The organism is Phaeovulum sp., assembly GCF_047638075.1.
Taxonomy (GTDB): Bacteria; Pseudomonadota; Alphaproteobacteria; order Rhodobacterales; family Rhodobacteraceae; genus UBA6197.
Window position 1 is genome coordinate 1 of sequence record NZ_JBLJBV010000073.1, and the last position, 26,201, is coordinate 26,201.

26 protein-coding genes, 1 tRNA gene and 1 pseudogene are annotated in these 26,201 nt (G+C 60.2%); 13 read left to right on the forward strand and 15 right to left on the reverse strand.

All coding sequences use genetic code 11. From position 1 onward, the window contains the following. Positions 1–133 precede the first annotated feature (133 nt). A complete protein-coding gene (locus ACM62R_RS11535) occupies positions 134–1,000 on the forward strand; it encodes a DMT family transporter (protein ID WP_415184205.1) in 867 nt (288 codons plus the stop codon). Between the two features lie 283 nt (positions 1,001–1,283). Here ACM62R_RS11535 and ACM62R_RS11540 read toward each other — a convergent pair whose 3' ends face one another. Further along, entirely contained in the window at positions 1,284–1,988 is a 705-nt protein-coding gene (locus ACM62R_RS11540; RefSeq protein WP_415184206.1) for a Crp/Fnr family transcriptional regulator, read from the reverse strand. 138 nt (positions 1,989–2,126) lie between these two features. Between ACM62R_RS11540 and ACM62R_RS11545 the strand changes: the two genes are divergently transcribed. Together ACM62R_RS11545 and ACM62R_RS11550 are read left to right on the forward strand one after the other, a co-directional pair. Next, complete coding sequence (locus ACM62R_RS11545; protein WP_415184207.1) at positions 2,127–2,819, forward strand: NnrU family protein; 693 nt, start codon at positions 2,127–2,129, stop codon at positions 2,817–2,819. A gap of 144 nt (positions 2,820–2,963) precedes the next feature. After that, entirely contained in the window at positions 2,964–4,535 is a 1,572-nt protein-coding gene (locus ACM62R_RS11550) for a stealth conserved region 3 domain-containing protein (RefSeq protein WP_415184208.1), read from the forward strand. A gap of 50 nt (positions 4,536–4,585) precedes the next feature. Here the strand turns inward: ACM62R_RS11550 and smpB are convergent, their stop codons facing one another. The 3 genes from smpB to ACM62R_RS11565 form a co-directional block, all read right to left on the reverse strand. Continuing rightward, positions 4,586–5,059, reverse strand: coding sequence for an SsrA-binding protein SmpB (gene smpB, locus ACM62R_RS11555; protein WP_415184229.1), 474 nt, complete (start codon positions 5,057–5,059; stop codon positions 4,586–4,588). A gap of 87 nt (positions 5,060–5,146) precedes the next feature. After that, positions 5,147–5,863 carry an LrgB family protein gene (locus ACM62R_RS11560; protein WP_415184209.1) on the reverse strand — a complete coding sequence of 239 codons (717 nt, stop codon included), beginning with the start codon at positions 5,861–5,863 and terminating at the stop codon, positions 5,147–5,149. Continuing rightward, a complete protein-coding gene (locus tag ACM62R_RS11565) occupies positions 5,856–6,212 on the reverse strand; it encodes a CidA/LrgA family protein (protein ID WP_415184210.1) in 357 nt (118 codons plus the stop codon). Before ACM62R_RS11565 ends, ACM62R_RS11560 begins: the two co-directional genes overlap by 8 nt. A gap of 201 nt (positions 6,213–6,413) precedes the next feature. Between ACM62R_RS11565 and smc the strand changes: the two genes are divergently transcribed. The 5 genes from smc to ACM62R_RS11590 all read left to right on the forward strand — a co-directional run bounded on the left by smc (position 6,414) and on the right by ACM62R_RS11590 (position 12,785). Further along, positions 6,414–9,872 carry a chromosome segregation protein SMC gene (smc, locus tag ACM62R_RS11570; RefSeq protein ID WP_415184211.1) on the forward strand — a complete coding sequence of 1,153 codons (3,459 nt, stop codon included), beginning with the start codon at positions 6,414–6,416 and terminating at the stop codon, positions 9,870–9,872. 96 nt (positions 9,873–9,968) lie between these two features. Beyond that, complete coding sequence (locus tag ACM62R_RS11575; protein ID WP_415184212.1) at positions 9,969–10,430, forward strand: RidA family protein; 462 nt, start codon at positions 9,969–9,971, stop codon at positions 10,428–10,430. Then, positions 10,427–11,197 (forward strand): glycerophosphodiester phosphodiesterase family protein, encoded by a 771-nt coding sequence (locus ACM62R_RS11580; protein ID WP_415184213.1) that lies wholly within the window; start codon positions 10,427–10,429, stop codon positions 11,195–11,197. The genes ACM62R_RS11575 and ACM62R_RS11580 overlap by 4 nt, the downstream gene beginning before the upstream one ends. A 50-nt stretch (positions 11,198–11,247) precedes the next feature. Beyond that, positions 11,248–12,423 carry a GNAT family N-acetyltransferase gene (locus tag ACM62R_RS11585; protein WP_415184214.1) on the forward strand — a complete coding sequence of 392 codons (1,176 nt, stop codon included), beginning with the start codon at positions 11,248–11,250 and terminating at the stop codon, positions 12,421–12,423. Then, positions 12,420–12,785 carry a 4a-hydroxytetrahydrobiopterin dehydratase gene (locus ACM62R_RS11590; RefSeq protein WP_415184215.1) on the forward strand — a complete coding sequence of 122 codons (366 nt, stop codon included), beginning with the start codon at positions 12,420–12,422 and terminating at the stop codon, positions 12,783–12,785. The genes ACM62R_RS11585 and ACM62R_RS11590 overlap by 4 nt, the downstream gene beginning before the upstream one ends. A 176-nt stretch (positions 12,786–12,961) precedes the next feature. Here ACM62R_RS11590 and ACM62R_RS11595 read toward each other — a convergent pair. Together ACM62R_RS11595 and ACM62R_RS11600 are read right to left on the reverse strand one after the other, a co-directional pair. Next, positions 12,962–13,038: transfer RNA gene (locus tag ACM62R_RS11595), tRNA-Pro, on the reverse strand. A gap of 71 nt (positions 13,039–13,109) precedes the next feature. After that, entirely contained in the window at positions 13,110–14,078 is a 969-nt protein-coding gene (locus ACM62R_RS11600; protein ID WP_415184216.1) for a DMT family transporter, read from the reverse strand. A 298-nt stretch (positions 14,079–14,376) separates the two neighbouring features. Here ACM62R_RS11600 and ACM62R_RS11605 point away from each other — a divergent pair, with 298 nt between their 5' ends. Next, on the forward strand, positions 14,377–15,282 hold the full coding sequence (locus ACM62R_RS11605; RefSeq protein WP_415184217.1) for a LysR family transcriptional regulator: 906 nt from the start codon (positions 14,377–14,379) through the stop codon (positions 15,280–15,282). 31 nt (positions 15,283–15,313) lie between these two features. Here ACM62R_RS11605 and ACM62R_RS11610 read toward each other — a convergent pair whose 3' ends face one another. The 3 genes from ACM62R_RS11610 to ACM62R_RS11620 are packed head-to-tail and all read right to left on the reverse strand — an operon-like array spanning position 15,314 to position 17,714. Then, entirely contained in the window at positions 15,314–16,255 is a 942-nt protein-coding gene (locus ACM62R_RS11610; RefSeq protein WP_415184218.1) for an OmpA family protein, read from the reverse strand. After that, entirely contained in the window at positions 16,252–16,989 is a 738-nt protein-coding gene (locus ACM62R_RS11615; protein WP_415184219.1) for a GNAT family N-acetyltransferase, read from the reverse strand. Before ACM62R_RS11615 ends, ACM62R_RS11610 begins: the two co-directional genes overlap by 4 nt. Beyond that, positions 16,986–17,714, reverse strand: a complete 729-nt coding sequence (locus tag ACM62R_RS11620; protein WP_415184220.1) for a competence/damage-inducible protein A — start codon at positions 17,712–17,714, stop codon at positions 16,986–16,988. The genes ACM62R_RS11615 and ACM62R_RS11620 overlap by 4 nt, the downstream gene beginning before the upstream one ends. A gap of 114 nt (positions 17,715–17,828) precedes the next feature. On the opposite strand from ACM62R_RS11620, the gene map reads away from it, so the two are divergent. Continuing rightward, positions 17,829–18,638: a type I methionyl aminopeptidase gene (gene map, locus ACM62R_RS11625; RefSeq protein ID WP_415184221.1), complete on the forward strand. Its 810-nt coding sequence runs from the start codon at positions 17,829–17,831 to the stop codon at positions 18,636–18,638. A 31-nt stretch (positions 18,639–18,669) separates the two neighbouring features. On the opposite strand, the gene rsmD is transcribed toward map, so the two are convergent. Further along, a complete protein-coding gene (rsmD, locus tag ACM62R_RS11630; protein WP_415184222.1) occupies positions 18,670–19,230 on the reverse strand; it encodes a 16S rRNA (guanine(966)-N(2))-methyltransferase RsmD in 561 nt (186 codons plus the stop codon). Beyond that, positions 19,227–20,420, reverse strand: coding sequence for an NAD(P)/FAD-dependent oxidoreductase (locus ACM62R_RS11635; RefSeq protein ID WP_415184223.1), 1,194 nt, complete (start codon positions 20,418–20,420; stop codon positions 19,227–19,229). The genes rsmD and ACM62R_RS11635 overlap by 4 nt, the downstream gene beginning before the upstream one ends. A gap of 81 nt (positions 20,421–20,501) precedes the next feature. On the opposite strand from ACM62R_RS11635, the gene ACM62R_RS11640 reads away from it, so the two are divergent. Further along, the gene (locus tag ACM62R_RS11640; protein WP_415184224.1) at positions 20,502–20,990 is read left to right on the forward strand and encodes a peroxiredoxin; all 489 of its coding nucleotides are present in this window, start codon (positions 20,502–20,504) and stop codon (positions 20,988–20,990) included. A gap of 405 nt (positions 20,991–21,395) precedes the next feature. Here the strand turns inward: ACM62R_RS11640 and ACM62R_RS11645 are convergent, their stop codons facing one another. Continuing rightward, positions 21,396–22,016, reverse strand: coding sequence for a VPLPA-CTERM sorting domain-containing protein (locus tag ACM62R_RS11645; protein WP_415184225.1), 621 nt, complete (start codon positions 22,014–22,016; stop codon positions 21,396–21,398). A gap of 327 nt (positions 22,017–22,343) precedes the next feature. On the opposite strand from ACM62R_RS11645, the gene ACM62R_RS11650 reads away from it, so the two are divergent. Both ACM62R_RS11650 and ACM62R_RS11655 read left to right on the forward strand, forming a co-directional pair. Beyond that, positions 22,344–23,528 (forward strand): polysaccharide pyruvyl transferase family protein, encoded by a 1,185-nt coding sequence (locus tag ACM62R_RS11650; protein WP_415184226.1) that lies wholly within the window; start codon positions 22,344–22,346, stop codon positions 23,526–23,528. Next, the gene (locus ACM62R_RS11655) at positions 23,525–24,745 is read left to right on the forward strand and encodes a Coenzyme F420 hydrogenase/dehydrogenase, beta subunit C-terminal domain (protein ID WP_415184227.1); all 1,221 of its coding nucleotides are present in this window, start codon (positions 23,525–23,527) and stop codon (positions 24,743–24,745) included. The genes ACM62R_RS11650 and ACM62R_RS11655 overlap by 4 nt, the downstream gene beginning before the upstream one ends. Before the next feature lie 333 nt (positions 24,746–25,078). Here the strand turns inward: ACM62R_RS11655 and ACM62R_RS11660 are convergent, their stop codons facing one another. The 3 genes and pseudogenes from ACM62R_RS11660 to ACM62R_RS11670 all read right to left on the reverse strand — a co-directional run. Further along, positions 25,079–25,312, reverse strand: coding sequence for a transposase family protein (locus tag ACM62R_RS11660; protein ID WP_415184230.1), 234 nt, complete (start codon positions 25,310–25,312; stop codon positions 25,079–25,081). A 354-nt stretch (positions 25,313–25,666) separates the two neighbouring features. Then, positions 25,667–25,825: pseudogene (locus ACM62R_RS11665) on the reverse strand (transposase); the annotation flags it as partial. A 144-nt stretch (positions 25,826–25,969) separates the two neighbouring features. Further along, positions 25,970–26,201, reverse strand: a 232-nt coding sequence (locus ACM62R_RS11670) for a DUF1214 domain-containing protein (protein WP_415184228.1), incomplete at its 5' end; no start/stop codon positions are given.

The window sequence follows — 26,201 nt, forward strand, 5'->3', positions numbered from 1 at the left end:
CAAATCGCTGAAAGACAGCGTCAACGGCTGATTTCGCGTGCTGCCCCCTTGTGGGTAGGCCGCTATCGGATAAGGTCGCCCTCGGAGATACCGGGGCGGCCTTTTTCGTTGCCGCAATCACAACAGGACAAGCATGGATTTTCGCGCGATTGGCATGGGGTTGGCGTTCGCGCTGATGTGGTCCTCGGCATTCACCTCGGCACGAATGATCGTGATTGATGCGCCGCCGCTGACAGCATTGGCGTTCCGATTTCTGTTTTCGGGGATCATCGGCGTCGCGATCGCGCTGGCGATGGGTCAAAGTTGGCGGCTGAATCGGGCGCAATGGCGCGCAACGCTGATCTTTGGGGTTTGCCAGAACGCGCTTTATCTGGGGCTGAATTTCGTCGCCATGCAGTGGATCGAGGCATCGCTGGCGGCGATCATCGCCTCGACCATGCCGTTGATGGTGGCGCTTTTCGGGTGGTTGGTCTTTGGTGACAGGGTGCGCCCCTTGGGTCTGGCGGGGCTCGTGGCCGGGGTGATCGGGGTTGCGCTGATCATGGGGGCGCGGCTTTCAGGCGGAGTTGATGTGCTGGGGATGGTGCTGTGCTTTGTGGCGGCATTGGCGCTTTCGGCGGCAACGCTTTCGGTGCGGGGCGCATCTTCGGGCGGAAATGTGATGATGATCGTGGGGTTGCAGATGTTTGTTGGCGCCGCCCTGCTGACTGTGGCCGCAGTCGCATTTGAAAGCTGGACGGTGCACTGGACGCCGCGCCTTTTAGGGGCGTTTGCCTATACCACGCTGGTACCCGGCGTTCTGGCAACCTGGGTCTGGTTCTGGCTGGTGGCGCGGATTGGTGCGGTTAAGGCAGCTACCTTTCACTTTCTCAACCCGTTCTTCGGGGTCTTGGTCGCTGCTGTGCTGCTGAGCGAGCGATTGGGCCTGGCGGATATCATCGGGGTCGTGATCATCGCCGGTGGCATTCTGGCGGTGCAGATCTCAAAGCAGGCGCGCTAAGCTGCGATCAGACCGCGGATTTTGCCGTCAACAGATCGTTTACGCTGTTTCGTGTGGCATAGATGTCGTCGTTTTGAGCATTGTCCACGGTGACGCTTCTTTGCACGTTGCTGGCGGCAAAGATCAACAAGCTGGCTGGTCCCAGCCTTATCAGAAGCGTTTGGCGCGTAATCATAAGACCCCCCAAAAGGTCAATCTACCGACTCATGAACAGTCTTGCTCTGATTAGGGGTTCGCAAGCACTTCAGCCTTGATTTATATCAATCAAATCAGCGTGAACATATTAAACCGCGCGCGTCCATGCATCTGCCGGGTCTTCCTCGGCAAAGGTGCGTAGGGCGGTAACATCCGAAATGGCGGCGTGGTTTTGGCGCACCGTAACACCGGCCTCTTTCAACCTTGCAAACGCGCGTGACAGGCTTTCAGGCTTCATGCCCAGACGGCCCGCGATCAGCACCTTTTCATAAGGCAGCGTAACCGTGCAGGCCCCCGTTTCAACGGAACAGAGTTCCAACAGGAATTCAGCAACGCGCTGCGCACCGGTTTGCGCTTTCAACTGTTCAATCTGTGATACTAGCCCATGAAGATGCGCGAATGTTGCCGACAGGATCGACAGCGCCACATCCGGCTCATCGCGGATCATCCGCATCAAAATATCAGTTTCAATGCGCAATAGGGTGCAATCGGTCACGGTTTCGGCGGCTACCGGATAGGTGCCATGACTAAAGGCTACTGCCTCGCCAAAGCTGCGGCCGCGGGTAAATACGCCCACCACCGCCTCTGCGCCATTCGGTGCGATCCGATAGAGCTTGACCCACCCCTCCAGCACAATAAAGATGGCCGCCGCCCGTTCGCCCTGCAAAAAGACGGTTGCCCCCCTATCGTAAGAACGCACATGGGCCTGCGATAATATACGCTGGGAAAGCTCTTCGCTTGTATTGCACAGCAATAAGGAGCCTCGGGCGATCGCGGTATATTCAGGTTTCATGGCAGCCATTCGTCATATTCCGATGCACAGTGCCACAGCCAGATGAAATGTTCCACCGCCCATCGCACCACGAACGGTTGCGGGTCTGCTTTTGCAGGCTTAGGGTGCGCCCAGGAAAAATGGCGGACGGACCAGACCATGAATTTGGGCGGATGGGGTGAATATCTTTTGGCATTCGCGGCCTTTCTCGGGTCGCATGCGATTCCTTCGCGGCCCGGATTGAAAGCGTGGCTGATGGCCCATCTTGGGCGAAAAGGCTATGTAACCGTGTTCAGCCTGCTGTCAACCGCCCTGCTGTTTTGGTTGATCTTCGCCGCTGGCCGCGCACCCTATGTTGAACTGTGGGGGTGGGCGCACTGGCAAATCTGGCTGGTTAACCTGACGATGCCGGTGGTGGTCGTGCTTAGCGTATTCGGCATTGGCACGCCCAATCCGTTATCTTTCGGAGGGCGTAGCAACGGATTTGACCCAGAACATCCCGGTATTGCCGGCGTAGTGCGCCATCCGTTGCTCTGGGCGTTGCTGCTTTGGTCGCTGGCCCATCTCATCGCAAACGGAGATCTGGCGCATGCCCTGTTGTTTGGGGGTTTTGCTGCTTTTTCAGTGATGGGGATGAAACTGATTGATCGGCGCCATACCCGCGTTTGGGGGGCCGAAGAATTCATGAAAATGACGGCGCGCACCTCTACCTTGCCTTTTGCCGCGTGGATCAGTGGGCGTTGGCATCCTCAGCAGGGTCCGTCGATCTTTCGGTTGCTGATTTCGGTCGCGGTCTGGCTTGCGCTGTTGCTGCTACACCCCTCGGTTATCGGCGTGTCGCCCCTGCCTTAGGCGGGCAAACATTTCCTTTCACTCGCGCAAGGGTTGCGTTACACAGTTTTATACTGCGCTGTCTTTGGCGGGCCAGACCGGCGCCGTGCAACGGCGTTCGCGTGAAACGGGCTTATGTGAGGGGCGATGAGTGCACTAAACCGCGTGAAAACTCTTTTTTCGCATAGCGTCAACAAGGGCTTTACCGTCAAGGATTATGCAATGGCGGCGGTGGGTAGCCCCGCCTTGTTCAAATACGCGGCGCGCCGGGTCTTGCGTCAGCGTGCCCGTGCCGTTGAAAGCGCAATCCGTGCCAGTGAAAACAAGGCGCTGCGTAGCGTCGCGCCCGAGTTGCCGCCATCGCTGGACCAACTTATTGACGGGCTTGCTCGGCATATGGGGGTGCTGGTTCTGGAGCGTGGTACAAACAGCGCCGAAATCGGAGTGGCCGAGGTGGACCTCTTGTCGGCGCTGCTATACCTTAAGTCGAACGCGCTGCAATCACGGATGCAGATTGGTAGCGCGGCTGTCAACTTTGGCACAAAAAACTTCAAAAGCCGGGCACTTGCCGCGCCGTTCATTCGGCTGAAGTTTTCTGATGATGCGTTGAATGATGCCCATCTGACGATCGAGCCCTACTATAATGTGGAGCCGGGAAAATGGCTGTCGAACAATAGCCGCAACCTGACAGCCCGCGCCCTTTATACCGATATTCTGGAAACACCGGGGGTGCATGATGCGGTCACTTTGTTGTCAGGTTCCACGCTTTACGACCGTGCGCTGACTGCCCCGGTTGACGTGGTTTATACATGGGTCAACCATAATGACCCGGCTTGGGCCGCTCTTTTTGATGAATGCAGGCCAGACAGGGCCGATGAACAACCGCAAACGCCAAGCACCCAAAGCGCTGATGCGGACGCGCTATCCCGGTTTCATAGCAATGACGAGCTACGCTTTTCGCTGCGCTCGGTCATGCAAAACCTTGCTTGGGTAAACAAGATCTATGTGTTCACCAACTGCGCCAAACCGGACTGGCTAGCCAAGGACAGTGACCGATTGGTCTGGGTTCAGCACAGTGATGTCATTGCTGGCGAACACCTGCCCACCTTCAATTCGCATGTGATCGAATCCTACCTGCACCGGATACCGGGGCTTTGCGAAAACTTCATTTACATCAACGACGATGTTTTTGTTGCGCGGCCGCTGGCCAAGGATTTTTTCTTTGACGCCAATGGGGCGTCGCGCTCATTTCTGGAGCCCTACGGCATGGTGTCGGGGGCGATAAGGGTTGGGGACCCGGATTATCTGAATGCAGCGCGAAATTCGGCGCGGGTGATCCATTCAGCCTTGGGCTTTGTTCCGACGCAGTTACACCGGCACACCACCTTTGCGCTGCGCCGTTCAGTGCTTGAAGAAATCGAGATACGTTTTGGCGATGAAATTTCGCAAATGCGCACGAACCGTTTTCGCAGCCCCACGGATATGAACCTGACCAGTTTTTTCTATCACCATTATGCTTATGGTACCGGGCGTGCCGCTATGGCGACCTGCAGCAGCGCCTTTGTCAAATCGCTGGATATTCGCTGGAAAGCGCAGTTGGAAGCCGCCGCAAACCCGGCGCTTCAGATCATCTGCATCAACGAAGGTGGAACCGAAAAACCTGCGGCAAACTGGCATAGCGCAGTGCAGCGCTTTCTAAGCCAGCGATTTCCGAACAAGGCGCCATGGGAACGTTGAGGTTTCTGCGCCGCCGGCCTGTTTAGTGACGGCCCCGGCACACGTTGCCTTTAACGGCTTTGTTTCAGCAACCGTGACTTCTGGCGATCCCAGTCGCGTTTGGCTTCTGTGGCGCGCTTATCGGCCTGCTTCTTGCCCTTGGCGATGCCCAGCTTGATCTTTACCGTGCCACGGTCGTTGAAATACATCACCAGCGGCACAATCGTCATGCCCTCGCGGCCGATGGCGTTCCACAGGCGTGACAATTCCTTGCGCGATACCAGCAGTTTGCGGCGGCGTCGTTCTTCGTGGCCAAAAACCCCGGCTTGTTTGTAGGGCGCGATATAGCCGTTGATCAGCCACAACTCGCCATTTTCGACGCTGGCATAGCTGTCTGCGATGTTCGACTGCCCGATCCGCAGGGATTTCACCTCAGACCCTAGCAGCATGATCCCGGCCTCAAGATCGCTCTCAATGGCATAATCGAACCGCGCCCGGCGGTTTTCTGCGATTACTTTGGAATTCGGGTCTGATTTCTTGGCCATGTCCCGCCCGAGATAATGCGCCTGCCCGCCCATGTCCAGATGCACCTACGCGACTGCGCGCGTCTTGGCGCAGCAAGCACCATGCCCCTAAACGAAAAAGCTAAGCACCCAGGGCGCCAAAAGGGCGGTCAGCACCGCGTTCAGCCCCATGCCGATACCGGCGAAGGCGCCCGCGGTTTCGTGCACCTGAAAGGCCCGCGCCGTGCCAATGCCATGCGCCGCCACCCCCACCGCAAAGCCACGCGCGCGCCAGTCTGTCAGACCCAGCGCGTTCAAAAGCGGCGTGGCAATTACCGCACCAAAAATGCCGGTCAACAATACCAGCACGGCGGTTAATGTCGGCGCACCGCCCATCGCTTCGGAAATGCCGATCGCGACGGGTGCGGTTGCGGATTTTGGCGCAAGCGAGGCCAGAACCGTTGGCTCCACCCCCATCGCCCAAGCGATCGCAAGCGCGCTGAAAACGGCTGTGAACGACCCCGCAAACAGTGCCGCCAGCATTGGCAGTGCCGCACGGCGCACGGCGGCAAGGTTGCCATAAAGCGGCACGGCCAGCGCCACGGTGGCCGGGCCCAGCATGAAGTGAACGAATTTGGCCCCCTCAAAATACTCGGGGTAGCCCGTGCCGGTCGCCCACAGCACCAACGCCAGCAAGATTACCGCAACCAGCACCGGGTTGACAAAGGGCGTGCGCCCCGACGCCCGAAAGGCCGCGTCGCCCGCCCAATAGGCCAATAAGGTCGCGGTCAGCCACAGTAGCGGTTCGCGCGAAAGATAGCTCCAGATCAGGGCGGGATCACTCATCGGCGCGGTTCCCGGTCAGGCGCGCCACAGCGCTGAAGGTCAGCGCCCCCACCGCAATTGCGGCGATGGTCGAAACCACCAGCGCGACGGCTAGCCCCAACCCTTCGGCGCGCAAGATCCCGAAATGCGCGACCACCCCAACCCCGGCGGGCACGAACAGCAGCGACAGATGCGCCAGTAGCCCCTGCGCGGTGGGGCGCACCATTCTGGCCAGCGCCGGCACCATCAGGAAGGCGGCCAATAGACCGACCATGCCCAGAACCGGCCCCGGTAGGGTCAGCCCCAAACCGCGTGATATGATCTCTCCGACAAGTTGAAATAACAAGATGATGGCAAGTGCAGGTATCATCAACGCCTCCGTTCCCATTTGCATCACGCTAGGGCAGATTCGCGCAAAGCAAAAGGGTGATGCGGTGGCAGGCCACCCGGCAGATCCACATATTTTGTGGATAACGCGCGGATGACCGCCATATCGTGGGTCTGGCGATTGACAGCGGCACGCGCACGGCCAACAATCCCCGACTCGCAGGAATCATCAAAAGGTCACGATTTGCGCTTTTCACGCCTTCGCCTCAACGGTTTCAAAAGCTTCGTGGACCCCACGGATCTGGTGATCCATGACGGGTTGACGGGCGTTGTGGGGCCAAATGGCTGCGGCAAGTCCAACTTGTTGGAGGCGTTGCGCTGGGTCATGGGTGAAAACCGCCCCACCGCGATGCGGGGCGACGGCATGGAAGATGTGATCTTTGCCGGGGCGGCAAGCCGGGGCGCACGCAACTTTGCCGAGGTTTCGCTAAGCATCGACAACAGCGAACGGCTCGCCCCCTCTGGCTTCAACGACGCCGACGGGTTGGAGATCGTTCGTCGGATCACGCGTGACGCCGGATCGGCGTATAAGGTCAACACCAAGGATGTGCGCGCCCGCGATGTGCAGATGCTGTTTGCCGATGCCTCGACCGGCGCCCATAGCCCCGCATTGGTGCGGCAGGGCCAGATTGCCGAACTGATCAACGCTCGCCCCAAGGCGCGGCGGCGGATTCTGGAAGAGGCGGCGGGGATCTCTGGTCTTTATCAGCGCCGCCATGAGGCCGAGCTGAAGCTGAACGGCGCCGAACAGAACCTGCTGCGCGTCGATGACGTGATCGAGCAGTTGGCAGCGCAGCTGGCAACGTTGGCCCGGCAGGCCCGGCAGGCTGCCCGCTACCGCGAAATTGGCAATGATCTGCGCCGGACCGAAGGCATGTTACTCTATCGCCGCTGGCGCGAGGCCGATGACGCCCGGCAAGAGGCCGAAACCGGCCTGACCGCGCGCGCGCAAGCCGCCGCAGCCGCCGAACTGGCCGCCCGTGCCGCAACCAAGGCTCGTGCGGCGCGCGAAGATGTCCTGCCCGCCCTGCGGGAAGAAGAGGCGATTTCCGGCGCCATCCTGCAACGCCTGACGGTGCAGCGCGATGCGCTGACCGATCAGGAAAACCGCGCCCGCCAGATGATCGAGACCCTGACCGGCCGGATCGCCCAACTTGCCCGCGATATGGACCGCGAAGCCGGGCTGAACCGCGATGCGGGCGAAACGATTGCGCGGTTGGACTGGGAACAGGGCCAGATTGCCAAAGCATCGGAAGGGCACGAAGCGCGGCTTGGCGATGCCACCGATGCCGCCGCCGAAGCCGCACAGATCCTGCAAAACCGCGAGGCGGATTTATCCGAAATGACCGAGGATGTGGCACGGCTGTCCGCCCGCCACCAATCGGCGCACCGTCTACTGACCGATAGCCGCGCCACTGCCGAGAAAAGCGAAGCCGAGGCCGGGCGTGCCACCCAGGCCGCCACCGATGCCGGGGCCGCCCTTGCCCGCGCCGCCGAAGATTTCGCCGCCGCCGAAGAGGCCCAGGAGGCCGCCGAAGAGGCCGCAGAAACCGCCGAAGAGGCGCTGATCCACGCCGAAGAAGCCCGCGCTGCCATCCAGACCCGCGAATCAACCGCACGCGCCGCCCGTTCCGAGGCCGAGGGCGAAGCGGGCGCGCTGCGCGCCGAAGTGGCCGCGCTTGCCCGGCTGGTCGAACGCGAAACCGCGACCGGCAAGCAGTTGTTGGACCGGGTGCAGGTGGACAAGGGCTATGAGGCGGCCTTGGGTGCGGCATTGACCGACGATCTGCGCGCACCCGAGGTGGGGGCCGAGGCCGCATCCGGCTGGGGCGTTTTGCCCGACTATGAGGCGGCGCAACCACTACCCGCAGGGGCGCAACCGTTGTCGGACCATGCCCGCGTGCCCGCCGTTCTGGCGCGGCGGATCGCGCAGATCGGACTGGTGCCTGACCGGGTCACGGGCGCGCGGCTGCAAGCGGCGCTGGCGCCGGGGCAGCGGTTGGTGTCGCCCGCGGGTGATCTGTGGCGCTGGGACGGGTTCCGCGCCGGTGCCGAAGACGCGCCATCAGCAGCCGCATTGCGGCTACAACAACTGAACCGGCTGGTGGAACTCAAGCGCGACCTTGAAGATGTCGCCGCCCGTGCCGAGGGCGCCCGTCAGGCGCATGAATCGCTGACCCGCGCTTTGGCCGAGGCCAGCGCCGCCGACGCCCGCGCCCGTGACGCGCGCCGTGACGCCGACCGCCGCGTTGCCGAAGCGGGCCGCGCGCTAAGCCGCGCCGAGGCCGACCGCTCGATCGCCGGGGGCAAGCTGGAATCGGCCCGGCTGGCCGTAACCCGGCACGAACAAGAGGCGATGGAGGCCCGCACCCGCCTGCGCGAGGCTGAAACCAGCCTGGCGGACCTGCCCGACCTGGGCAACGCGCGCGCCGAAGTGGACGCGGTAAAAATGGCGGTCGAAGCCGCGCGGGTGACCATGCTGACGCGCCGGTCAGGCCATGACGAAATCCGCCGCGAGGGTGAGGCCCGTTTGCGGCGGCGGCAAGAAATCACCAAGGAAGTGTCGGGCTGGCGGCACCGGCTGGAAACCGCAGAAAAGCGTTCGGCAGAACTGGCCGACCGCAAGCTGGAAACCGAGGAAGAGCTGCGCGATGCCAGCGCCGCCCCCGCCGAACTGGCCGCCAAACGCGAAGAACTGTCCGACGCGATCAACGATGCCGAGACGCGCCGAACCCGTGCCACCGACGCGTTGGTTGCCGCCGAAATCGCCCTGCGCGATGCGCAGATGGCCGAACGTGACACCGAACGCGCCGCCGGCGAGGCCCGCGAGGCCCGCGCCCGCGCCGAGGCCCGCGCCGAAGCGGCCCGCGAAACCGTCGCCTATGCCGCCGAACGCATCCTTGAGGAAACCGAACTTACCCCGGCGGCCCTGCTGGAAAGCCTTGCGACCAACCCCGACACGATGCCCACCGCCGAGGATCTGGATGCCGAGGTTGGGCGGCTGAAACGCCAGCGTGAATCCCTTGGTGCGGTCAATCTGCGCGCCGAGGAGGATGCGCTTGCGGTGCAAACCGAACATGACACGCTGGTCCAGGAAAAGTCGGATCTGGAAGAGGCGATCCGAAAGCTGCGCGCCGGGATTTCTGGGCTGAACCGCGAGGGCCGTGAACGGCTGCTGACCGCCTTTGAACAGGTCAACGAAAGCTTCCGGCTGCTGTTCACCCATCTTTTCGGCGGCGGCGACGCAAACCTTGTTTTGGTTGAATCCGATGATCCGCTGGAAGCCGGGTTGGAGATCATGTGCCAGCCGCCGGGTAAAAAACTGGCCACGCTTAGCCTGCTGTCGGGGGGCGAACAGACGCTGACGGCGATGGCGTTGATTTTTGCGGTGTTTCTGGCCAACCCCGCGCCGATCTGCGTGCTGGATGAAGTCGACGCCCCACTGGATGATGCGAACGTCACCCGATTTTGCGACCTCTTGGATGAGATGACACGCCGAACCGACACGCGCTTTTTGATCATCACCCACCACGCGGTAACGATGAGCAGAATGGACCGGCTATACGGCGTGACGATGCAGGAACAGGGCGTCAGTCAACTGGTCTCGGTTGATTTGAAGCGGGCCGAGGCGCTGGTGGCCTAACCTGCGTGCCCGTGTGGCAAATGATCATGCAGAATGGGGGGTTGAGGGGCCAGCGATGTGCGCTTAGCCTCTCGTCAACATTGAACGGAGGGAATCATGGGCAAAATTACGTCACGGCTGGCGGAACTGGGGCTTGAACTACCGGATGCACCGGCACCGGCGGCAAATTATGTGCCGTTCGTGCGTAGCGGCAACCAGCTGTTCGTCTCGGGTCAGATCTCGGCTGGACCTGACGGGCTGATCACCGGCCGCGTGGGTGACACCATGACAGTGGCAGAAGGCGCAGCAGCTGCGCAGCGCTGTGGACTGGCGCTTTTGGCGCAGGCTCAGGCGGCCTGTGGCGGCGACCTGGACCGGGTGAAACGGCTGATAAAGCTGGCCGGGTTTGTCAATTCCACCCCTGATTTTACCGATCAGCCCGAGGTTATCAATGGTTGTTCCGATATGATGGTTGCCGTGCTGGGCGATGCCGGACGGCATGCCCGCTCGGCGGTGTCGGCAGCGGCGTTGCCGCGTGGCGTTGCGGTTGAGATTGAGGCGGTTTTCGAGGTTGAGTGATGGCCCTGCTGCACGCTGATTTTCTACACTTGCCCATCGCGCACCGCGCATTGCACGACCGCGCGGCAGGGCGACCGGAAAATTCGCGTGCAGCTGTGCGCGCCGCGGTCAAGGCTGGCTATGGGATTGAGATTGATGTGCAGCCTTCGTCTGACGGGGTTGCGATGGTGTTTCATGACTATGACTTGCGGCGCCTGACCGGTGTCGGCGGGCGGGTGGCAGCGCTGACTGCGGCGGACCTGTCTTCGCGCCGTTTGCTGGACGCTGAAGACGGTATTCCGACGCTGGTCGAGGTGCTGGAAATCGTCGGCGGCAAAGTGCCGCTGCTGATCGAGATCAAGGATCAGGACGGGGCCTTGGGCCCTGCGGTTGGCGGGTTGGAACTGGCGGTGGCGGGTGCACTGAAAGGCTACGCAGGCCCGGTTGCGGTGATGTCGTTCAACCCCCATTCCGTGGCTGCTTTTCACCGCGCCGCACCCGATGTTGCTGTGGGGCTGATAACCTCGTCTTACCGCCTTAAGGATTGGCCCCTGATCCCCGCCGCCACCCGCGACCATCTGCGCGAAATCCCCGATTACAACCGCACCGGGGCCGCCTTCATCTCGCACGAGGTGGGTGACCTTGCCCGCCCGCGTGTGGCTGAACTGCGTGCCAAGGGGGCCAGGATCCTGTGCTGGACAGTGCGCACCCCCGAGGCCGAGCGCATTGCGCGCCAGCATGCGGATAACATCACTTTTGAGCAGTATCTGGCGCCATTCCCCGCTTGACGCGCGCGCAAGTCACGCCAGTTGCAATACGGAAAAGCGTGGGGGCAGGCATGGGTGAACCAGTTGAAATAACGTTACTATCAGGGTTTTCTGAAATTTCAGCTAAAGAATGGGATGCCTGCGCCTGCCCCGAAGCTGCTACCGGGCGCGCGGTGGATCCCTTTACCACATACCGCTTTTTGCTGGCGTTGGAACGCTCGGGCTCGGTTGGGGCAGACAGCGGCTGGGTGTCGCGGCCCTTGGTGGCGCATCGGGCGGGGCAAATGATCGCGGCGGCGCCCCTTTACGTCAAGCAGCACTCGCAGGGCGAATACATCTTTGATCACGGCTGGGCCGATGCTTATGAACGCGCCGGCGGGCGCTATTACCCAAAGCTGCAATGTGCGGTGCCCTTTACCCCGGTGACCGGTCGCCGCCTTTTAACGCTGCCTGGGCATGAGGCTGAGGGGCGGGCCGCGCTGCTTGAGGCTATACGCAAGATCACCGAGGAATCGGGGCTTTCCTCTGCCCACATCACCTTTTGCACAAAGGACGAATCTGATGCGGCGGCGAGGATGGGATTTTTGCCGCGCGTGACCCAGCAATATCACTGGCACAACCGCGGTTACGCCACGTTTGATGAATTTCTAGCCACGCTGACGTCACGCAAGCGCAAGGCCCTGCGCCGCGAACGGGCGCAGGCACAGGGCTTTGGCGGCACAATCCATGCGCTGACAGGTGATCAGATCACCCCCGCGCATTGGGACGCGTTCTGGGCCTTTTATCAGGACACAGGTGCCCGCAAATGGGGCCACCCTTATTTGACCCGCGCGTTTTTTGATGCGCTGCATGACATGCGCGATGATGTGCTGCTGGTGCTGGCCAAAAGGGGCGATACGCCGGTTGCGGGCGCGCTGAACCTGATTGGCCGGGAGACGCTTTTTGGTCGCTATTGGGGCTGTCTTGAGGATCACCCGCATCTACATTTCGAGTTGTGCTACCATCAGGCCATTGATTGGGCCATTGCCCACGGCCTGTCGCGTGTTGAGGCCGGGGCGCAGGGCGAACATAAATTGGCACGCGGCTATCTGCCGGTAGCCATCCATTCTGCCCATTGGCTGCGCGATCCGGCTTTCCAACGCGCTGTGGCAGGCTACCTTGAAAACGAACGCGCCGCCGTCGGGGCAGAAATCACCGCCCTCACGCGCTATGGCCCGTATCACCACACGCCGGAGGCTGAAACATGACCGTAGTTACCCTGACCGAAGCTGAGCGCACCGCCCTTCTGCCCGCCTTGGGCGAAACTGGCTGGGGCGCAAACCCCGACCGCGATGCGATCCGCAAAATCTGGAAGTTCCGTAATTTTTCCGAAGCCTGGGGTTTTATGGCGCGCGCGGCATTAGTGGCGGAAAAGATGGGCCACCACCCTGAATGGCTGAATATCTACAATGTCGTCGATGTCACGTTGACCACCCACCACTGCGATGGCCTCTCAATGCTGGATGTGGAGCTTGCCCGGAAACTGGATGCGCTGTCAGGTGCTGCCGATATCCAGCGCGATCATTCTGAACCGGTAGAATGCCTGTGCAAACTGCCCGCCGCAGGATGAGATACCCTGATTGTCCGTTGCGGATGTCTATCCGTGGGCTCAGGTAGTGTGGGGCGTTTTTCATGAAGGGGTATTTTACCGCATCTGGCCTGTTTACCAGCGGCTTACTAACTGGGTCCAGGTGCTGCGCAACGCCCCTAAGGGTGCTTATAGCTGTCTATAAAACTGCGGGAAATTGGTCGGAGCGAGAGGATTCGAACCTCCGACCCCCTGCTCCCGAAGCAGGTGCGCTACCAGGCTGCGCTACGCTCCGACCGTGTGGGCGGGGGTTACAGATTCCGCACGGCATTTGCAAGGGCCTTGCGTCATAATTCAGCGGTCCCTTCATCGATGCGGTCGCCCCTTCAGGTTCAGGGAACGTTGCAGCAGCGAAGAACGCGGCGTGGTCACGGTTTCCGATCGCCCGCGCGTCCGCAATACCGGCGTGTTTTCCGACACATCCAAAGACCCTTCGCGGAACACGATATAAAGCCCCGATGCGATAATCACCCCGGCCCCGATTATCGTTGGCACATCGACCCTTTCATTGAACAAATACCAGCCATAGCCAGTGGCCCAAAGAATTTGCGAATACTGCATCGGGGCTACAATCACCGCTTCGCCCGCACGATAGGCAAGAATTGACAGGAAAGAAGCCGTCAACCCAAACACCGCTATGACCCCCATCAGGCCAAAATCGGTAATCTGCATCGGCACATAGACGAACGGTAAGATTGCCCCCATTGCCAGAAAATTCGCCATCATCGGATAGATCAACAAAACGACCGCGCGTTCCTCAGAGCCAATCTTGCGGACAATCACCCCGGCCAGCGCCCCGCATATCGCCGCAGTCATCGCCGCTAAATGACCCAAGCCCAAATCAGCCTGACCGGGGCGCAGCACAATCATCACCCCCACGAGTCCGAAAACCACTGCCGCCCACCGCCGCAACCGAACCGTTTCGCCCAAAATCGGAATTGCCAGAATGGTTATCAGCAACGGCGACGCAAACAAGATTGCGTAAGTCTGTGCCAAAGGCAGCACCGAAAAGGCATAAAATGCGGTTACCCCAGTAATCACCGTGCAAGCTGTGCGCAACAGAACCCACCATGTGTGAACCGGTCTTAGATGCCCCTCGCGCCGGTCGTTCAGCAAAATTACCGCCACCAATGGAAAGCTGAGCAACGCCGCAAAAAACACGATCTGAAACGCGGTGAACGTGCTGCCCAATGTTTTGACCACCACATCGTGGGTAGCAAAAATACCCATTGCAACCAGTGCCAGAGACGCGCCCTTCAGGTTGTTGCTGGACATTTGATGGCTTTCCGAAAACTTGCTGCAATAGAAAATGGGCGCCGTTTGCGCTAACCCGGACCATTGCAGATATCACGGCCCGGCTCAACCTTCACCACTCTGGGCGCCGCGAAAGAGATTGGCCACCAAGAGGCCCCGCACCGCGCCGCGCCGCGCGGTGCGATCCGTTGCGCTAAACGCCAAGCGATACCGACGTGATGCGGCCCAATTCCCCCGTATTGTCCGCGAAGGGCCGCATTTGCGCCCGAATTGAGCCCGATACCCGATTCAGACGCGTAATGTTCCCAAAGGGTGTACAATGGATCGCCTGACTGAAATGGAAGCCTTTGCCACGGTGGTGGATCAGGGCGGCTTCACCGATGCCGCCAAAAAGATGGGGATTTCCAAGTCCGCCGTTTCAAAGCATGTTTCGGCCCTGGAGGCACGGTTGGGGGCGCGCCTGTTGAACAGAACGACGCGGCGTGTGTCGCCAACTGAGATTGGGTTGGCTTATTATGACCGTGCGCGCCGGGTGCTGAACGACGCGGGCGAGGCTGATGCGCTGGTCACGTCGATGCAGATCGCGCCTTCGGGGTTGCTGCGTATTTCAGTGGCAACGGATTTTGGGGTCAATTTACTGTCGCCGGTGCTGGGAGATTTTCTGTCAGAATTTCCAGATGTTACCGTGAATATGGTGCTGAACAACCGCTACGTCGAGCTGATCTCGGAAGGGTTCGACATGGCGATTCGTGTGGGCGATCTGGAAGACAGTTCGCTGCGTGCGCGCAAGCTGACCGAAACCTCACGCCGGATGATCGCCGCACCCGGCTACTTTGAAAAATTCGGTCGCCCGGCCAAGATCGACGATCTGAACGACCATAAACTTCTGCACTATTCCAATCAGGCGGCGGGGAATGTGTGGAAGATTACCGCCCCCTCGGGCGAGCGGCGTCAGGTGCGCTCGGCGGGGTGGCTGACGGTGAATGACGGGCAATCGCTGCTGCATGCGGCGGTTGCGGGTCTGGGCATCGCCTATCTGCCCAGCTTCCTTTACGCCGACGCGATGAGCAAGGGGCTGGTACAAGAAGCACTTCCTGATCTGCCCATGGATACGCTGGGTATCTATGCGGTTTATCCGCCGGGGCGCTTTACCCAGCCGAAGGTCCGGGCGTTCATTGATTTTCTGGCAATGACCTTTGCCGACAGGGGGCCTGACAACTGGTAGGCCCCAAACCTGCCCCTGCATCAGTCACAACTCAGGCGGCACTTAAAACCACCTCGACCCGCCGGTTTTGCGCGCGGCCTTCCTCGGTCAGGTTTGACGCGCGTGGGGCAAGCCAACCCGCTCCCTCGGCGCCAAGCTGCGCGGCGGGCACGCCCATCTTGTTGATCAGATAAAGGCGCACCGCATCGGCGCGCTCGCGCGATAGCGTAATATTGCCCGCAAGGGCGCCTTGGGCATCGGTATGTCCGACCAGTGTTACCTGTCGGGCAGGATTCGCCTTCAGATAGATCGCCAGCGCCGAAAGCGAGCCAAACTCGCCCGGCGCCAGCGTTGCCGAGCCGCTTTCAAAGGTCAGATCCTCCAGCGCGACATGGCCATTCTGCTCCAGACCTTGCGCAATCGGTGCGGTCTGGACGGACCCGGCCGAGACGGCAGGCAGCGTTGGCCCGGCTGTCGGCTGAATCGCCGCGCTATCCAGCGGCATGACCGAGATCAGGTTGACAAAGCCCGATTCAGACGACCGGCTGACCATCAGCCCCAGGTATTCCGGCCCATCGGGTCCGTCGCGCTTGGCTGACAAGTAGCGAAAATCGCTTAAATCAACGTGCATTTCGGGCTCGGGCAGGGTTTCGGTATCGTAGCGAAAATCAAAGCCGCCACAGGTTTCGGTTTCGCAGGCGAAAAGAAGGGTGAAACCGGCCGCGTCGATCTGCGCGCGGAGCGGCTCCAGCAGTTGCAGCGTCGTCTGGGCCGAGGCGCGAATCCGCCATGCCGTCTGGTAAATGGCCCCTTCCAGCGGCAGGCGGTCAAAGCCCGCTTCGGTCCAAGGGCCGGTGGGCAGTAGGGTGCTGGCGGCGGGGCTGGTGCGGGTCGCGGTGACTTCGGCCCCGGTGGGCAGGTGAAGGCTGTCAGCGATCCCCTGTGCAGAGGCTGGAAAGGCGGCAAGGCAGGCAATAAGGGCAAGTGGTTTCATTCGTGCGGCCCGTCCGCTGTGATGTCAGCCTTGATCCGGTAGTGATAGCGCGCGGATTCAATCATGCCGAGGCTTTCATAAAGCGCAATGGCGCTGGTGTTGGCGCGGGTTACGGCCAGCGCATAGCTGTGGGCACCCTTGGCCTTGGCCCATAGTGCCGACTGGCGCAGCATCCACCCTGCCAGACCCCGGCGGCGCAGTTGCGGCAGCACACATAGCGCATGCAACATGGCGGTCCTATGATGCAGCGCAACAAAACCGGCCCCTGCGGCCCGGTCCTCCGTACGGCCAAGAACGGCACATTTCGGGCCGGCAACGCGGTCCATTACGGCGAGACGGCTGGGGCCAATTCCGTCTTCGGCCCAGATATCGCGGATAATCTGCAACGGCGGCCAGACGCAAAATGTGGTGATCGGCGGCGGGGTTTCGGTGATCAGTATGTCGATCGGTGCCGAAAGCACCGTCACCGGGTCTATCACGCGGTATCCGCGCTGCGCCAAGGCAGTATCCAGCCCTTGTTCGCCCGGACGGACCATGAACAGCGCGTTCTGGCCAAGGGTGCGGTGCGCCGCCTCGGCCAGATCAATGTCGCTTTGCGCCCAATCATCGCCTGCGCTGGCCGCCGAAACCCGTTTGCCGCCACCCTTGCCTTCGCGCAGCACAAAGGCACCGGCGTTTCGGAATGCAGCGGCAGGCCAGGTTGCGTCGATCACCTCAAAGATCGGATCGGTCATTGCCCCTCCGGGAACAGGGCGCGCAACTGTGCGTGCCCTGCTTCAACCCGCGCGGCATCGGTGCCGCGCACCACCAGGTTGGTGCCGTAAGCGCCATCCTTTACGAACGGATATGACCCCATGGAAATATCGGGCATTCTGGCGGCAAGCGCGCCAAACGCCTGGGCCACCGAAGATTCGGCCTGCATGACCCGCAAGGACAGGCTGATCAGGGGCTTGCCTCCGGTAAGGGTGGGCAGGACGCTGGCCACCATCGCCTGAAAGATATTGGGCACACCTGCCATTACATAGGTGTTGCCAAGGCTGAACCCCGGCGCCGCTGACACCGGGTTGTCAATCAGACGCGCGCCAGCCGGGATGCGCGCCATACGCTGGCGGGCGGCGTTGAACTCCATCCCCGTGGTGGCGTAATGCGCGGCCAGAATCGCATAGGCATCATCCCGTATGGAAATGGTTGCCCCGAAGGCATCGGCAACCGCATCGGCGGTGATGTCATCATGCGTGGGTCCGATCCCCCCCGAGGTGAACAGATGGTCATGCCCCGCCGCCAATTCGCGCACAGCGGCGACGATGGTGGCGTGATCGTCCCCGATGACGCGAATTTCCTTTAGGTCAATGCCGGTTTGTGCCAGCACCCCCGCCAGAAAATGACCGTTACCTTCGCGGGTACGGCCGGTCAGAATTTCATCACCGATGATCAGGGCGGCGGCGGTGGGGTTTGGCATGATTGGCTCCTTTGTTGCCAAGGTATAGGGCGTAGATAACGCTTGTGAAGGGCCGGCACTGGTCAAGGCCGCGTTTTGTGATTATCTAGGCCGCGACCGAGATGGAGAAGCCCCGTGGAAGAGACCCGTGGCCGTCTGACCAAAGACGGTATCCGAATTTTCGAAGACAATGATTTTGAAGGAATGCGGGCCGCTGGCTATCTGGCTGCGCAGATTCTGGACGAAGTTGCCCCGCTGGTAACGCCCGGTGTCACAACCGAGGCATTGGATGATTTCGTGCGCAACCGCGTTACCGAGGCGGGCGCAAAATCGGCTACCATTGGCTACCGCGGCTATCAGCACGCGTCTTGCATTTCGGTAAACCATGTCGTCTGCCATGGAATTCCGGGGCCAAAGGTCGTGAAGGATGGCGATATCCTGAATATTGATGTTACCGTGATTCTGGACGGCTGGTATGGCGATACGAGCCGGATGTATGTCGCGGGAAACCTGTCGCGCAAAGCCGAGCGGTTGATAGAAGTCACCCATGAATCGTTGATGATCGGCATCGCGGCGGTAAAGCCGGGAAATACCTTTGGCGATATCGGCCACGCAATCCAGACTTATGTCGAGGCTAACCGGATGTCTGTCGTGCGCGATTTTTGTGGTCACGGGTTGGGCCGGGTCTTTCACGCGCCACCGAATGTGCTGCACTATGGGCGCGCGGGCTCGGGTCCGGTATTGGAAGAGGGCATGTTTTTCACCATCGAACCAATGGTCAATCTGGGGCGCCCTGAAACCAAGGTTCTGGCCGATGACTGGACCGCCGTCACCCGGGACAAATCACTAAGCGCACAGTTTGAGCATTCTGTGGGCGTTACCGCAGATGGCTGCGAAATATTCACCTTGTCGCCAGCGGCGCGGTTCTACCCGACCTGGGCCTGAAAGGGCTGGCAGAGGTTGGATGCGGTGCCTGTCACCCCGGCATTCTGAGCAGGGTGATAACGGTGCTGCCGTATTTGCGCTGGTCAATCCGGGTCAGCGGATCAGGGGCAGGCGGCGGGGTATTTTCCTCCCACACGATCATTGCGCCGGGGGCGATCCAGCCCCCCGTAAGCGCCGAGGTCAGTGCCGCCCCGCCCAGGTCTTTGCCATAAGGCGGATCCAGAAAGATCAACCCGTAGGCCGGTCCGGGATTGGGCGGCAGGCGGGTGGCGTTCTGACGCAGAATCTGCGCATCCGGCCCGCGCATCAGCGCGATGTTGCGGCGCATCAATGTCAAAGCGGCCGGGCCATCGTCGACCAGTGTGGCGTGCGCAGCACCGCGTGACAGCGCCTCAAGCCCCAGTGCACCGGTTCCGGCAAACAGATCCAGCACCCGTGCGCTGGGGATCGGGTTGCCATGGGTGCCGTTGATCAGCAGGTTGAAGATGCTTTCCCGCACCCTGTCGGATGTGGGGCGCAGATGTGCTGCGGTGTCACCCTCGCCAACGTCGGCCAGCTTCAACCCCCGCGCGCTACCGCCGACAATCCTCACAGTAGTGCCTTTAGATCTGCCACCATGGGCAGGGTTTCGGGGTCGGGCGACCGGCCCGCCTCTATCAGACGCTTGCCGATCATATAGGCGCGCGGTGCGTTGAGCGCATCAATTGCCAGCAAGGTGGGGCCTTTGAAATACCAGAACGACTGGCCCTCGGAATCGCGGGCAACAATTCGGTCATATCCGGTGCCAAGACCGGCAATTTGCAATTTAGTGTCAAATTGATCCGACCAGAACCACGGCTTGGGCTGGTAGACGCGGTTCGCGCCCAGCATATTTTCGGCCACGCATTCGGCCATATCAATGGCGTTCCCCACGCTTTCCAGCCGTAGCCTGCCGCTTTGATGGGGAAATGATGCGCAATCCCCCGCCGCCCAGATTGCCGGATCGGCGGTGCGCCCGTGTTCATCCACGGCAATGCCGTTATCAATGACCAAATCAGCGGCCTTGGCCAGATCGGTATTAGGGGTGATGCCGATGCCTGTGATGATGAAATCAGCAGGCAGGTGGCGGCCATCGGCCAGATCGACGCCGGTGGCATGGGTGTCGCCGGTGATCCGGGAAATGGCGGCCCCCTCCAGAATGGTGACACCGTGATCGGCGTGCATTGTGCGGACTGCATTGGCAGTTTCGGCGCAGGCAACGCGGCCCAGAATGCGCGCGGCGGATTCGATCAGAGTTACTTTCAGGCCAAGTTTAGAGGCAACCGCCGCCGCCTCCAGCCCGATATAGCCGCCGCCGATGACCACCAATCGTGCGCCATTGGAAAAATGGGGTGCCATCGCATCCACATCCGCGAGCGTGCGCACCGTAAAGACGCCGAAAAGATGCCCCCCCATGGCGGCGGGCAGGTAGCGCGGAGTGGCGCCAGTGGTCAGCGCAAGCTGCTCATAGCCAGCCGTCTCGCCGCCCTGGATCACGGTTTTGGCGGCGCGGTTGATAGAGGTGACAGGGGCGCCCAGCCGCAGGGTTATATCCTGATCGGCCCAAAACCCATCCGCCCGCAGAGTCAGCCGGTCAACTGGCATCTCGCCCAGCAGATAGGCCTTTGACAGCGGTGGGCGCTGGTAGGGGGTTACCGGTTCATCACCCATCACGGTAATCGGCGCTTCATACCCCTGTCCGCGCAATTTTACTGCCAGGGACGCCGCCGCCTGACCTGCGCCGATAATGATGATGCCGGACATGTTACTCTCCATACTGGTCGCGCTGCCGGACAGAGCCTATATCTAGCGGTAGCTGATACGCAACGCGACAGGGAGACTGTTATGACGATTTCCGTTGGAGATAAACTTCCCGGAGCTACACTGCTGCAAATGGGCGCAGAGGGGCCCGAGGCTGTAGATCTGGCGAACAAACTGAAAGATCGCAAGGTGGTGATCTTTGGTTTGCCGGGGGCTTTTACCGGGGCTTGTACGACTGCGCACATGCCCAGCTTTATGCGCACCCGCGAGGCGTTTGGCGCCAAAGGCGTTGAAGAGGTGATCTGTATTGCCGTCAATGACCCGTTTGCGTTGAAAGCCTGGGGCGAATCGACCGGTGCCGAAAAGGCCGGAATTACCCTGTTGGGCGATCCTTCGGCGGCGCTCACCAAAGCGCTGGGCATGGATTTTTCAGCGCCCGCGCTGGGGCTTATCAACCGGTCATCCCGTTATGCGATGGTGGTTGATGATGGTGTGGTATCGGTGCTGAACCTTGAGGCAGAGGCCGGGGTTTGCGAGTTGACCAAGGGTGAAGAGCTACTGGCGGCGATGTAACGGGGGTGCTGCGGTCAGCACGGCGGAGATTCTAATTTAGACCCCCCGCCGGGATGAGCGGGCACCGGGTGTCAAAATCCTCTAAAAACTATCGAAGGCCGCACTGGACGCGCCTTCGATAGTGACGCACGCCATTTGTCTGTTGCGTATAGGGTCAAGGCAATCAACGGCCCGATCCTGAGTTGAATTGTCTCGTTCACGTTACGCACTGGCTGAAACGGACCGCAGAAAACGACCCAGCACCTTTATACGGGAACAGCGTTGCTTTTTTGAAAGCACCGCGATCCATATCCGTTGAGGTCATTCAGTGGGCAAGACGTCATGTGTGATTGGACTGAAAGCACAAAAAACCAAGCCCCCATAGCGGGGGCTTGGTCAGTTTTTGTGCATACCTTAAGCAGTAGGTCAGGCGGCCTTTTTGAGGCCGTCTTTCTTACGCCGACGCAGCGCACCCAGCGCCACCAAGCCAGCGGCCAGCATCGGCACCGAAGCCGGAAGCGGAACCGCCGCAATGGTATTGCCAGTGAACGTTGCACCCGAAGTTGTGCTGTTGCCGAAGCCGAACGCATGAACATTGTCAAACGCGATATCCAGCTGCGAGCCGTCCGCAAAAACAACCGGATTGATCGTGTCCCAGACCAGTTTTCCACCCGAAACTACACCGAAAAGGGTCTTGAACCAGCCACTGCCGCTACCATTCGCCACCACCGATTCAGGCGATGAGAATGCAAGCGTTACCGCAACACTGAAACCTTCAATACCGGCACCACTGACCGACCAGTTGAAGAAATCACTTACACCAACCGAGTCGGTTGGTGAAGTTGGGGTCCAGTTGAATCCCGTCGCGCCCGCACCAAACGTGCCAGACAAAGTTGCACATGAGAAAAAGGTACACCCAGAATTCTGCGTCACGTCAATTGTTGAAGCGCTCGTATCAAGCACAAAGGTCGGATACGTCGCCGCTTCAGCAGCGAAAGCCGCGGAAGAGGCGATGATCGCTGCTGCACAAAGATTTCTAACGGTCATGTTAGACTCTCCCACTAATAACAGAAGATTGCATATCTTCACTAACCAGTCTTAACAGGGGAAGAGCCCGAAAGCTATTGAAATAAGGCATATTCGTGGTTTTTATGACATAAATCGAACACTGTAATTTGTGTTGATAATCAAAAGGTCTATTTTAATTTCCAAGGGCGTTAATGCAAATATCCTTACGATCAGCCATAATCTGCTTTTCCAGATATAAAGATATCAACCACCATCTCTGTGGATAAGATTAGACATTATGCAACAAGAGATTTACCGCTACAGGCGGAGATTTTTCCGGGGGATAACTGCCACATGACACAAGCCATGAGAAAGATTCGTGTGGGCCTGCAATGGCATTCGATGACCTCCGAAAACCTTGGGGTCGGCGCGCTGACCCTGTCCAACATTGCCATCGTTGAAGAAGCCGCACGCAAGGCCGGTGTATCGGTCGAGTTCGTGATTCTGGGCTGGACTGATGCTGATACCCCTTATTTCGAACGCGACAATGTTCATATCGTTGGCCTGCGCCTGAAAGATTTCATAAAGCCGCGTAGCGGGCTTTTCAGTCAGATCAGACGTTGCGATCTGGTGCTGGATATCGGTGCGGGCGACAGTTTTGCCGATATCTATGGGTTGAAGCGGTTTGGCACCGTTCTGGCCTCCAAGGTGCTGACGTTACTGGCGCGGCGCCCGCTTGTCCTTAGCCCGCAAACGATTGGGCCGTTCAAACGGCCATGGGTGCGCAGGCTTGCGCTGGGGGTGATGAACCGTGCCACGGTTGTCGCGGCGCGTGATGACCTGTCTGTTGCTTTCCTGCGTGATCTGGGCTTTCGCGGCAAGATCATCGCGGCCAGCGATGTGGCGCTGCGTTTGCCGTATGCGCCTGCTGCAAAGCCTCAGGATGGTCCGGTGCGTATCGGCCTGAATGTGTCGGGGTTGCTTTTCAGCGGCGGCTATACGCGTGACAACATGTTTGGCCTGCGTAGCCCCTATCCCGAAGTGATCCGCGCCCTGTTGACCCGGCTTACCGCCCAGCCGGGTATCGAGGTGCATCTGGTGCCCCACGTCATATCCGAGCGCTTCGCCGTCGAGGATGATCATCGTACCAATATGGCCTTGGCGAAAGAGTTTCCCTCGGTGATCCTCGCGCCCAAGTTCAGCGATCCCATCGCCGCGAAAGGCTATATATCCGGTCTCGACTTTTTTGCGGGGGGGCGGATGCACGCCTGTATTGCCGCGTTTTCCTCGGGGGTGCCGGTTCTTCCCATGGCCTATAGCCGGAAATTTGCAGGCTTGTTCGGGGCCATTGGCTATACGCCGCTGGTGGACTGCACCACAGACAATACGGAACAGATCGTCGCGGCGTTCGGTGAGGCGTTGACACGCCGGCAAGCGATAGCAGATGAAATGGCGCAATGCCTTGCGCGCGGGCTAATGCGGCTGGACCTTTATGAAACCGCGCTTGTTGATCAATTGCGCGTCGCATCTGCAAAGCAGGCGCGGGCATGACCTACAAGCCGTCCCCCACGTTGCAAGCGGTACTTGACGGTCAACTTTGTTGTGGCTGCGGCGGCTGTGCGGCGTTGGCCCCCAATGCCGTAACGATGCACATCTCAGAAGACGGGTATCTACGCCCTGTTCAGTCCCAGCCTGTTCCTGCCCGGTTCGAAGAGCGGTTCAGCCTGATCTGCCCCGGCGTGCGGGTGACCCAAGACCCGGCTGGCCGCTTTGACCACCCTCTCTGGGGCCCGCTGATTTCCATGAATCAGGGCCATGCAACCAATCCTGACATGCGTCGAAATGGCTCCTCTGGTGGGGCGCTGTCTGCTTTGCTGGTACATCTTCTGGAAACCGGCGCCGTTGATGGCGTCGTGCAGGTGGGCGCCGATCCGCTGCTGCCGATCGGTAACAAGACCGTCCTCAGTCTGAACGCGGCAGCCGTTTTTGCCAATGCAGGGTCACGCTACGCCCCGTCAGCCCCGCTTGAGGGTATCGACACCTATCTTGACAGCACCCTTCGCTATGCTTTTGTCGGCAAGCCGTGCGATGTGTCGACGCTTCGGGCGATGGAGGCATTCGATGACCGGGTGGCGGCGCGGTTTCCCTATATGTTGTCATTCTTTTGTGCGGGCGTTCCAAGCCTGGCTGGCGCCCGCGAAGTCCTGGGTCAGCTGGGCGCGCCAGAAGATGATGTAACCTCGTTTCGCTATCGTGGTGATGGCTGGCCGGGCTTTGCAACGGCAACACTACAAGACGGCACGCAACGCCAGATGAGTTACGCGGACAGTTGGGGGGGGATCTTGTCCCGTCATGTCCAGTTCCGGTGCAAGATATGCCCCGATGGCACGGGTGGCTTTGCCGATGTGGTCTGCGCAGACGCCTGGGAGGCAGATGCGCGCGGCTATCCGGTATTCATTGAACGTGAGGGTATTAGCCTGATTGTCAGCCGTACCGTCAAGGGGCTGAAGCTGGTTCAGAGTGCTGTCGCTGCGGGCAGTCTGGAAATATCGGGCTTTGAGACAGAGAAGTTGGCCGCGATCCAGCCAGGCCAGACCGGCAAACGACGGCTTGTGTTGGCAAGACTGGCCGCCCTGAAACTGACGGGACGCGCGCTGCCCCGGTATCGTGGGTTCTATCTTTGGCGTAACGCACGATCAGCGGGGCTTGTCGCCAATATGCGAAATCTGTTGGGCACCTTACGTCGGATCTGGCTGAAAAAGCTTTAACCCTGCACAAGGGCCAAAGGATGGCTCGGCGGCAATATCATGATTGCGGGTGGATCTGTGGGCCTGCGCGAAAACTGGTGACGGGCGATCCCGGCGCCGGTATGTCGACCCCAGGGCAATCGCGTTTGGCTCATGCGGTTTTTTTGCCATTGAGAATGCGACGTAAGAAGGCGTTGTCCCACCCTGCGCGCTTGAGTTTGATGGAGAGGGATCCGCTTGCGGTGTCCCTGCGGAGGAGGTCGAGCACACGGCGGCGCAGGACGGCGATGTTGCCGGGTCACGAAGCAGCGCGGCCACCTCTGCGAGCACCTTGCCGAAGGCGGCATCAAGCGCCTATGGATCGATCATCCGGAACACTTCCGAAAAGGTGTCGTGCGACGGGATGGCATGTTTGAGTTTCAGGAAGCCCCTGAAAAAGCTCTCTTTTGCATGCCCGAAAGCCGCCATCTCGGCGCAGGATGCCGACCTACAGAGCACCGAAACGAAAGCAATCACTAACAGTTCCCCGAGGTCGTGGCACGCGTTCTTAGCGCGAGGATCCGGGATGATGTCAAAGCCGACAGGAATATTTGCATGGTGGTGACGGACTCCGAGGGATGAATCCCCCGTCCAGAATCCATCTCGCTGTCAGCGCAAGAGCCGCCCCTCACGATCTCACGCCCAAACGCGATTCCTCTGATGTCGACCCGGAACAAATGGACCACGGCGCGCCAAGTTACTCATATTGTGGCTAAGAAAAATTTCAACCTTATTCGAGTGACTGACCAAGCTTGACCTCAGAGAAGTACTCTCAGCAACGAGAAGATCATCCCAAAAACCCGTGAGCTATGCCCGAAAGTTGTTGACGGCGTGATTAGGCGGCCTTTTGAAGTTGCTTGATCCCAGCCTGCCAGCCTCTTGGGGCATTGCTGCGCAATACCCTGCTGGCCAATGGATGTCGTGCAGATGGCCCTTTGCCTTGGCCTGAACCGACTTCGGCATCGCGTTCAGCTCGTTGCGCTTTTTGTGGAACCGGCAGCGCTGTTCTTTCGCCGCGGCAAAGACCTCGCGATAGGCATTCCAGAAGCCCAAGGCACCATCCATTGTCCGGCAGTATCTGCTTGCAGCAATGAGATGGGCCAATGGCGAGGTCAGGCGCGTGGATGATCGGATATCGTTCTCGCAAGTTCATTGCAAAATAGCTTGAGGCCGCCCGGTGAGCTTTCTCGCCGGGCGGCCCAAAAATCAGTTGGTCACGCGCTCGACGGCGGGAGCCTTCCAGGTGCCGTTTAACGCCGCCTCCTTCGGCCAGTAAAGGCGCAGGATGACCCAGAACGGACCCTTGGGAGCGGGCAGCCAGTTCGCTTCCTTGTCCTTGCCGGGAGATTCGTTTTGGAAATACAAGGTGATGCCGCCATCAGCGTAAGCGGCGGTGCAAAAATAGACCACGGGAGCGGCGGGATGATCTCGCTGCGGG